Here is a 7,931-nt window from a genome sequence, read left to right as displayed (position 1 = left end):
GACGGCAATCTGGAATATCTGGGCCGGAACGACCAGCAGGTGAAAATCCGGGGTTACCGGATTGAGCTGGGCGAAATCGCCAGCGTGCTCAGTGCTGAGCCGAGTGTACAGCAGGCGGTGGTGGTCGATCTGGACCGGGAAGGCAGCAAGGTACTGGCGGCTTATGTGGTGCCGGGTGATGGCGATGTGGATACTGAGTCATTACGCCAAAGCCTGTCGGCGCAACTGCCGGAATATATGGTGCCGGGCAGTATCACGCTGATTGATCAGGTGCCGCTGACCATCAACGGCAAGCTGGACCGTCGGGCGCTGCCAGCACCGGTGTGGGTGAGCGAAGACAGCTACCGGGCGCCGCGCAATGCACTGGAAACCCGGTTGTGTCAGGTGTGGCAGCAGGTGCTCGGCGTCGAGCAGGTTGGCATCGATGATAACTTCTTCCGTCTGGGCGGGGATTCGATTCAGGCCATCAAGCTGACTGCGGCCATGCGTACCCAACTGGATGTTGATGTGCCGCTGGCAACACTCTTCGGTCAGCCCAGTATTGCCATGTTGTCTGATCATCAGGCTTTTGATTCGCATGATGCGTTAATCACCATGCTGACGCCTGATTCTCAGGCTGAATCCTGTTTGTTCATGATTCATCCCGGAACTGCCAGCAGCGAAGTCTATACGGCGCTCGCACAGTCACTTTCTGAGGATTTTCATTGCTTCGGAGTCAATAATTACAATTTGGTGATGCCATCCGCGGTGGATTCATTACCCGCGTTAGCTGATATCTATTTGTCACAGATGACGAAGTATGGATTGCTGGATAAACCTGTTCGCATTCTCGGTTGGTCGTTAGGTGGCTTGCTGGCGATGGAAATTGCACACCAGTTAGAGCAATACGGTGTGCAGGATATCAAGCTGTATTTGCTGGATACGGTGATTCAGACGCCGGCGTTGCAAGCATTACTACCGTCAATATCAGAAAAAATTGAATTGATGGCGGAGAAATATCGGCACAGTGGGCTGGAGCCTGAATATGTAAATAAAATCCTGCAAGCTGTCCCTGCTGAGTCCCGGATCAATCAAATGTCTGTGAGCGGTCAACTTCAACACACGCAGGTGACTTTGTTCAAAGCGATGCTGTTTGATCCTGATCTTCAGAGCGATAATGGTCTGGAATTTCAGCAATTGATTCTGAACACGCCAGACAACAATGTGGCTCAGTACACCAAACAGTCATTAACCATCATAAACATGCACAGTTGCCATCACAGCAACATGCTGGAGGATATCGAATCATTGAAATCGGTCATCGTTCAATCAAGTGAAACCCGCGAATGACCTGATCAGGACAGGCTCCCTCATCCAAGATGATGGGGGCGCCTTATTTTTTCTACCCTTTCCCCATCCACTCACCGATAACGGAACGGTGACTCGCTGTTCTGCCCCTCAACATCGTATAATCAAGGCATTGAATCACAACCAGAGCATGACAGCATGAGAACCCCTTTGATCACCCGGGAAGGGTATAACCGTCTGAAGCAAGAGCTGGATTTTCTGTGGCAGGAAGAGCGGCCGGAGGTGACCAAGAAAGTCACCTGGGCGGCGAGCCTTGGGGATCGCTCGGAAAATGCCGATTACCAGTACAACAAGAAACGCCTGCGTGAAATTGACCGCCGGGTACGATACCTGCGCAAAACGTTGGAAAACGTCAAGATTGTTGACTACTCACCGGTGCAGGAAGGGAAAGTCTTCTTTGGGGCCTGGGTTGAGGTGGAAAATGAAGCCGGGGACAGTATGACATTCCGGATTGTTGGCTATGATGAAATTTTTGGTCGCAAAGATTACATCTCGATTGATTCGCCGATGGCCCGTGCTTTGCTGAAAAAAGAAGTCGATGACGAAGTGGTGGTTCGGACGCCGGATGGCGATAAAGTATGGTTCGTCAATACGATAACTTACATGAAGGACTAATCGGTCAGTCCGCAGTCAGGGCATGATTGGTCAATGACATACTCGGTAACAATTTACTGGCGATCATTTGCGCACCAATTCAGTCAGAAAAGACAGGGGTCGCGTAAAATAGCGCCTTGGCGACAACCAGAGTTCGAAGCATAAGGTGTAACGATGCAAGACAATTTCAAGATTCTCGTAGTTGATGATGATATGCGCCTGCGTGCGTTGCTGGAACGTTACCTGTCGGAACAGGGTTTTCAGGTCCGCAGTGTGGCGAACGGTGAGCAGATGGACCGTCTGCTGGCCCGGGAAAATTTCCACCTGATGGTGCTGGATCTGATGCTGCCGGGAGAAGATGGCCTGTCGATTTGCCGTCGTCTTCGTAATGCCAACAATATGTTGCCGATCCTGATGCTGACCGCCAAGGGTGACGAAGTTGATCGAATTGTTGGTCTGGAAGTCGGCGCGGACGACTACCTGCCGAAGCCGTTCAACCCGCGTGAACTGCTGGCCCGTATCCGTGCGGTGCTGCGTCGCCAGACGGTGGAAGCGCCGGGAGCGCCGAGTGTCGAAGGCAAAATTATTACTTTTGGCGAATTCCGCCTGAATCTGGGCACCCGCGAAATGTTCCGCGGCGAGGAAGCCATGCCGCTGACCTCCGGTGAGTTTGCGGTGCTGAAGGCGCTGGTGACCAATGCCCGTGAGCCGATGTCCCGTGATAAGCTGATGAACATGGCCCGGGGCCGCGAGTATTCTGCAATGGAACGCTCGATTGACGTGCAGATCTCGCGACTTCGCCGCATGGTTGAAGAAGATCCGAGCCGTCCGCGTTACATCCAGACCGTGTGGGGACTGGGTTACGTGTTTGTCCCTGATGGCAGCGAGGCCTAACCCATGCCGATGCGCATGTCGCCGCGCTCGACATTTACCCGTACTCTGATCCTCCTGGCTGGCTTGCTGATTGCCAGCCAGGTTTTTTCTTATCTGGCGGTGCTGAACTATGCCTTGCTGCCCAGTTTACAGCAGTTCAACCGCATTATGGCCTATGAAGTCCGGCTGATGCTCAAAGAAGATGTTGAGCTGGCCGATGGCCATACTTTCCATCTCGATACCCCTTTACGTCGCCAGCTTCTTGAACAGCTTGGGGTGACCCTGCTGGCTGATGATGGCCCGGAATCGGAAGAATATCGTGAGGCAACCCGGATTGATTTTCTGAGTGAGGAAATGAGCCGGGAGCTGGGGACGCCGACCGAAGTGAGGCTCTCTCTGGGGGCCGACAGTTATATTCTCTGGCTGAACTGTGATGCCATGCCTGGTTACCTGATGCGGGTTCCGCTGTCTGAGTTGCAGGAAGAAGATTTTGCACCGCTGTTTGGTTACAGCCTGTTTATCGCTTTTATGGTCATTGCAGGGGGCTGGATGTTTATCCGGATCCAGAACCGTCCGCTGGTCGCACTGGAGCAGGCGGCGCTGGAAGTGGCTAAAGGGGGAGCGCCACCACATCTGGAAGTGCAGGGTGCTTCGGAAATCCGGGCTGTGACCAAAGCCTTTAATCAAATGGGCGAAGGGATCAAGCAACTGGAAGATGACCGGGCATTGCTGTTGGCCGGGGTTAGTCATGACCTGCGGACGCCACTGACCCGAATTCGTTTAGCCACGGAAATGATGTCGCCGGAAGATGCCTATCTGGCTGAAAGTATGATTAAAGACACCGAAGAGTGTAATGCCATCATCAGCCAGTTTATGGAGTATCTGAAATCCACGCATCTGCAGGAGCAGGAACTGCACGATCTGAACCTGTTGGTTGAGGATGTGGCAGAGGCCGAAGGTGGTATTGAGCGTGGCATTGAGCAGGTGCTGGGTACCATCAATGGCAAAGTTTACGTCAATGGTGTCGCGATAAAGCGCCTGATCAGTAATCTGGTGGTCAATGCGCTGCGATATGGCCATGGCTGGGTGCGTGTCACCAGCGGGATGACGGCAGATCGCCAGATGGCCTGGTTCTGTGTGGAAGATGACGGTCCCGGTATTGAACCGGATCAGGTTGCGAAGATGCTGCAACCCCTGACCCGAGGTGACAGTGCCCGGGGCAGCGATGCCGAAGGCACCGGACTTGGACTGGCGATTGTGAAACGGATTGTGGATCAGCATCAGGGTGACATTCAGTTCAGTAACCGGAGCGAAGGGGGGCTGAAAGTGCAGGTGAGTCTGCCCCTGCGCCCGGTGAAACAGAATGGTAAACGGGGTGTGAAATCCTAGCAGGTACAGCGTCCTCTCCTTTGTGATGAGAGGGCGCTGTACCGTTAATCAATCTTTCTTTTCTTCCGGCAGAATCAGATTCAGCAGAATCGCGGTCAGGCCACCGGCAGCCATGCCGGAGGAGAGAATGCTTTTCACCATGTCTGGCATGAACTGGAGGATTTCCGGTTTCTGCGCAATGCCCAGACCCATTGAGAACGACAGCGCCATGATCAGAATGGCACGACGGTCCAGCTCACAGCGGGAAATAATCCGTACCCCGGACGCAGCAATCGTGCCGAACATCACAATGGTGGCACCGCCCAGCACAGGTTCAGGGATCAGCTGAACCAGATTGGCGACGGCCGGGAACAGACCCAGCAGTACCAGCATCCCCGCCACAAAATAACCGATATAACGGCTGGCAACGCCGGTCAGCTGGATGATGCCGTTGTTCTGGCTGAAGGTGGAATTCGGAAAGCTGTTCAGTACGGCTGCCAGTGCCGAGTTGATGCCATCGGCCAGCACACCGCCTTTAATCCGTTTCAGGTACACCGGGCCGGAAACCGGTTGTTCAGATGTTTCCGACGTTGCTGTGATATCACCAATGGCTTCCAGTGACGTAATGGCAAAGACAATCACCAGTGGGATCAGCAAAGACCCGTCAAAGCCCAGTCCGTACTGCATCGGGGCCGGAATGGCGATGAAGCTGGTTTCGGCGAGCCGCTCAGTACTGATCATCCCCATCAGCCAGGCGGCCAGGGTGCCGGCAGCCATCGCAATGACAATGGACGAAACGCGCAGATACGGGTTTTTCATCCGGTTCATCAGCACAATCAGTCCCAGTACAATCCCGGCCAGCAACAGCTTGTCCAGACTGCCGAAGCTGCCGTCTTCAATGGCCGCATAGCCACCGCCAATCGAGGTCAGGCCAATCTGGATCAGGGTCAAACCAATTAAGGTGACGACAATGCCGGAGACCAGTGGGGTAATGACCCGGCGGGTGTGCTGTAAAATCCGAGAAATGGCGACTTCTGTCAGAGAAGCGGCAAGAATGGTGCCGAAAATCGCAGCCATCATGGTGGGTACATCTGCCCCGCCGGCTTTCATTGCCAGTCCGGCTCCGATAATCGGGCCAAGAAAGTTAAAACTGGTGCCCTGAATCGACAGCAGACCGGAACCGACCGGGCCGATAGTCCGGATCTGAATGAACGAAGCAACACCAGAGGCCAGCAGCGACATGCTGACAATCGTGTTGGTGTCGTGCGCCGGCAATCCAAGCGCCTGACAGATGATGAGCGATGGGGTGACCACGGCCACAAACATCGCCAGCAGATGCTGCATCGCAGCAAACAGGGTTTGCGGGAGCGGCGGGCGGTCTTCAAGGCGGTAAATTAAGTCGGAGGAGCGCGGGCGTTCAGTCTCGCGGTGCTGGCCGGTCATGGGGATTCCTTATTACGTCGACAGGTCGGCTTCAACATGCAGATCTGGGCTGAGGGGCGTTGAAGCCGAAAAGACCCTTGGGTCAAAATTGGCCCTTATTGTAATGACGAACCAGAATTTAGCAAACGTTTGCGTGAGTTGTTTTTTTACAGATATGTCAGCAGGAAATAGCGACATCAGGCCGCTATTTCACTTGAACGGGGTGAATTATCCAGATCAGGCGTTGGAGTAGTTTTCTTTATTGCCCAGCCAGCGGTCAATGATGGCTTTGGCATTGTTCGGATACTGATCGTGCAGGTAACGCGCCATTTTCTGAACCTGGGGGATCAGGTGCTGATCGCGAACCAGATCGGCGACTTTGAAGTCTGCAATGCCGGTTTGTTTGGTGCCGAGCAGTTCGCCGGGGCCGCGGATTTCCAGATCGCGCTGCGCGATCACGAAGCCGTCGCTGCTTTCCCGCAGCACCCCCAGCCGTTGCTGAGCGGTTTTCGACAGCGGGGCATGATAGAGCAGTACGCAGTGGCTGGCGACGCTGCCCCGGCCAACCCGGCCACGTAGCTGGTGCAACTGAGCCAGACCTAATCGCTCGGGGTTTTCGATGATCATCAGGCTGGCGTTGGGCACATCAACCCCGACTTCAATCACGGTGGTGGCAACCAGCAGGTGCAATTCACCGGCTTTGAAGCGCTGCATGACGTCTTGTTTTTCGGCGGCTTTCATCCGGCCATGTACCAGACCGATGTTCAGCTCCGGCAACTGGGCGGTCAGCTCCGTGGCGGTATCAGATGCTGCCTGCGCTTCCAGGACTTCCGATTCATCAATCAGGGTACAGACCCAGTACGCCTGACGTCCTTCGTTCAGACAGGCGGCACGAATCCGTTCGATGATATCGGCGCGGCGGGCATCGGAGACCGCGACGGTCTGAATGGGGGTCCGGCCCGGTGGCAGTTCGTCGATGACCGAGGTTTCCAGATCCGCATAGGCGGTCATCGCCAGTGTCCGTGGGATGGGCGTTGCTGTCATGATGAGCTGGTGCGGATAGCGGCCATCGTTGGCCCCTTTTTCCCGCAGTTCCAGCCGCTGATGCACGCCGAATCGGTGTTGCTCGTCAATGATCACCAGCGCCAGATTGCTGAACGAGACTTGTTGCTGGAACAGGGCGTGGGTGCCGACCACCATTCTGGCTTCGCCGCTTTCGATGCGCGCCAGCTCAGTTTCCCGTGCTTTGCCTTTCAGTTTCCCGGCCAGCCAGCCAACCTGAATGCCGAGTGGTTCCAGCCATTGGGCAAAATTGAGAGCGTGCTGTTCGGCCAGCAATTCGGTCGGTGCCATCAGCGCTACCTGATAGCCATGCTCAATCGCGCGGATTGCTGCCAGTGCCGCGACCAGGGTTTTACCGGAGCCGACATCACCCTGAACCAGCCGCATCATGGGGATGGGTTTGGCCAGATCGGTTTCAATATCAGCCACCACGCGCTGCTGGGCGCCGGTTGGGCTGAATGGCAGTCCGGCTAACAGTTGCTGTTTCAGCGTTTCGCTGGGCGGCAGCGGCCAGGCCTGATGCTGTTGTCCTTTTTCACGAACAGCCAGCATGGACAGGTTCTGGGCCAGCAGCTCTTCAAGGATCAGCCGTTTTTGTGCCGGATGCTGGCCTTTTTCCAGTTGATCCAGTGAGACATCGGGGGTTGGGCGGTGCATGACATGCAGCGCCTGCGCCAGGGTCATCTGGCGATCGTACAGGCCTTCCGGCAACAACTCGGTGACCGCCGCTTTGTCGAGTAGTTTCAGGGCCTGATCGGTCAGGTTACGCAGGGTCAGCTGACGCAGACCGTCGGTGGTCGGGTAAACCGGGGTCAGGGTTTCTTCGACGGCCAGCTCAGTGTGCTCGGAAAAAACTTTGTAATCCGGATGGATGATTTCCGGACCATGCTGACCGCGCCGGATTTCACCGTAGGCTTTGACCTGTTTGCCTTCCGACAGCGCGTTTTTCATTGCCGCGTTGAAGTTAAAAAAGCGCAGCGTTAAGGCCCCGCTCTGATCGCTGATTCTGACGGTCAGCATCCGGCGTTTGCCGAAGCTGATGGCATGACTCAGCACTTCGCCCTGTACGGTCAGGTGCTGGCCGGGACGGATCTCAGCAATGGGCCAGATCCGGGTCCGGTCTTCGTAACGGAGCGGCAGATGAAACAGCAGATCCTGCACCGTGTGAAGGCCAATCTTATGGAGTTTTTCAACCATTTTGGCGCCCACCCCAGACAGTTCGGTCAGGGCGATGGTGTCTAGCATCTGTCCGCTCATGCGTTTAC

General features: G+C 55.3%; 6 protein-coding genes. 4 read left to right on the top strand and 2 right to left on the bottom strand.

Annotation, left to right across the window (positions count from 1 at the left end):
* From EA58_RS15640 to envZ, 4 genes are all read left to right on the top strand, one after another.
* A partial coding sequence (locus EA58_RS15640; RefSeq protein WP_036754796.1) for a phosphopantetheine-binding protein occupies window positions 1–1,329 on the top strand: 1,329 nt, incomplete at its 5' end.
* A gap of 156 nt (window positions 1,330–1,485) precedes the next feature.
* Complete coding sequence (greB, locus tag EA58_RS15635; protein WP_036754794.1) at window positions 1,486–1,962, top strand: transcription elongation factor GreB; 477 nt, start codon at window positions 1,486–1,488, stop codon at window positions 1,960–1,962.
* 153 nt (window positions 1,963–2,115) lie between these two features.
* A complete protein-coding gene (gene ompR, locus EA58_RS15630; RefSeq protein WP_036754793.1) occupies window positions 2,116–2,835 on the top strand; it encodes an osmolarity response regulator transcription factor OmpR in 720 nt (239 codons plus the stop codon).
* Window positions 2,836–2,844: 9 nt separating this feature from the next.
* Window positions 2,845–4,203, top strand: a complete 1,359-nt coding sequence (gene envZ, locus EA58_RS15625) for a two-component system sensor histidine kinase EnvZ (protein WP_036754843.1) — start codon at window positions 2,845–2,847, stop codon at window positions 4,201–4,203.
* A 48-nt stretch (window positions 4,204–4,251) separates the two neighbouring features.
* Here the strand turns inward: envZ and EA58_RS15620 are convergent, their stop codons facing one another.
* Window positions 4,252–5,625, bottom strand: coding sequence for a uracil-xanthine permease family protein (locus EA58_RS15620; protein WP_036754791.1), 1,374 nt, complete (start codon window positions 5,623–5,625; stop codon window positions 4,252–4,254).
* Between the two features lie 216 nt (window positions 5,626–5,841).
* Window positions 5,842–7,923 carry an ATP-dependent DNA helicase RecG gene (gene recG / locus EA58_RS15610; RefSeq protein ID WP_036754786.1) on the bottom strand — a complete coding sequence of 694 codons (2,082 nt, stop codon included), beginning with the start codon at window positions 7,921–7,923 and terminating at the stop codon, window positions 5,842–5,844.
* Window positions 7,924–7,931 lie beyond the last annotated feature (8 nt).

Source organism: Photobacterium galatheae (genome assembly GCF_000695255.1).
In the GTDB taxonomy this organism is placed as follows: Bacteria; Pseudomonadota; Gammaproteobacteria; order Enterobacterales; family Vibrionaceae; genus Photobacterium; species Photobacterium galatheae.
The sequence above is the reverse complement of the archived record's forward strand: the minus strand, read 5'-3'. Positions and strand labels throughout refer to the sequence as shown.